Origin of the sequence: Ensifer sp. ENS06 (assembly GCF_014852205.1) — a bacterium.
GTDB lineage: Bacteria > Pseudomonadota > Alphaproteobacteria > Rhizobiales > Rhizobiaceae > Ensifer > Ensifer adhaerens.
The window spans coordinates 1-436 of sequence record NZ_JACVBC010000051.1 but is presented as its reverse complement, the minus strand read 5'-3'; the positions used below and the strand labels follow the sequence as shown (position 1 = coordinate 436).

1 protein-coding gene is annotated in these 436 nt (G+C 61.7%); it reads right to left on the bottom strand.

Annotated elements, in window-relative coordinates; all coding sequences use genetic code 11:
- Window positions 1–292, bottom strand: a 292-nt coding sequence (locus tag IB279_RS36790) for an ArdC-like ssDNA-binding domain-containing protein (RefSeq protein WP_192341269.1), incomplete at its 3' end; no start/stop codon positions are given.
- Window positions 293–436 lie beyond the last annotated feature (144 nt).

The following is a 436-nucleotide window of genomic DNA, read 5'->3' as shown; positions in this document are numbered from 1 at the left end:
TCGACGTCTCACCCTTACGCACCTGACCGCCCAATTCCGCCGCTTGTTTGTAAGTCATCCAGTAGCGCGACGCATATCCATTTTCCGCCGCCGTCATCCACAGAAGCACGGTATTGATGCCGCGATAGGCCATACCGTTGTGACGCAGCGGACGAACCGGCGTTCCTCCCCCGCCCCACGGCTGCATCCACGGCCGGGTTCCCGTCTCGAGTTGCTCGACGATGCGGTGGGTGATGCGCTCGTAAACGTCACTGGTGATGATGGCGCTTGCTGCCCTTGCCTTGCTTGCCATTGCCTTGCCCTTTCCCATGATCTCGCGAAGCGGGAGCCGTTCGCTCCTGCTTTCGAGCTCGTGCGGAACAGCGGGGGATTGGGGTGCAAGCGATCCGCGCGGGGAACCGGCTGCACGAAGCGAAACGACAGTGGAGTGAAGGAA